This is a genomic window from Paucilactobacillus vaccinostercus DSM 20634, assembly GCF_001436295.1.
Lineage (GTDB): Bacteria > Bacillota > Bacilli > Lactobacillales > Lactobacillaceae > Paucilactobacillus > Paucilactobacillus vaccinostercus.
In genome coordinates this window covers 1-283 of sequence record NZ_AYYY01000048.1, presented here as the reverse complement: position 1 = coordinate 283, position 283 = coordinate 1, and the positions used below count along the sequence as shown (strand labels likewise).

General features: G+C 54.1%; 2 tRNA genes. Both read left to right on the top strand.

What is annotated here, in order from left to right:
• Window positions 1-59: 59 nt before the first annotated feature.
• Window positions 60-132 (top strand) — tRNA-Phe (locus FC26_RS08625).
• Between the two features lie 20 nt (window positions 133-152).
• Window positions 153-223: transfer RNA gene (locus tag FC26_RS08620), tRNA-Gly, on the top strand.
• Window positions 224-283: the final 60 nt, after the last annotated feature.

The window sequence follows — 283 nt, the reverse complement described above, 5'->3', positions numbered from 1 at the left end:
TTAGGACGCCTGCCTGTCACGCAGGAGATCACGAGTTCGAGTCTCGTACGGACCGTTATGGCTCGGTAGCTCAGTTGGTAGAGCAACGGATTGAAGCTCCGTGTGTCGGCGGTTCGATTCCGTCCCGCGCCATTAGCAATAACCATTAATATGCGGGTGTAGTTCAGTGGTAAAACCACAGCCTTCCAAGCTGTTGTCGCGAGTTCGATTCTCGTCACCCGCTTTAATGGGCCTATAGCTCAGCTGGTTAGAGCGCACGCCTGATAAGCGTGAGGTCGATGGT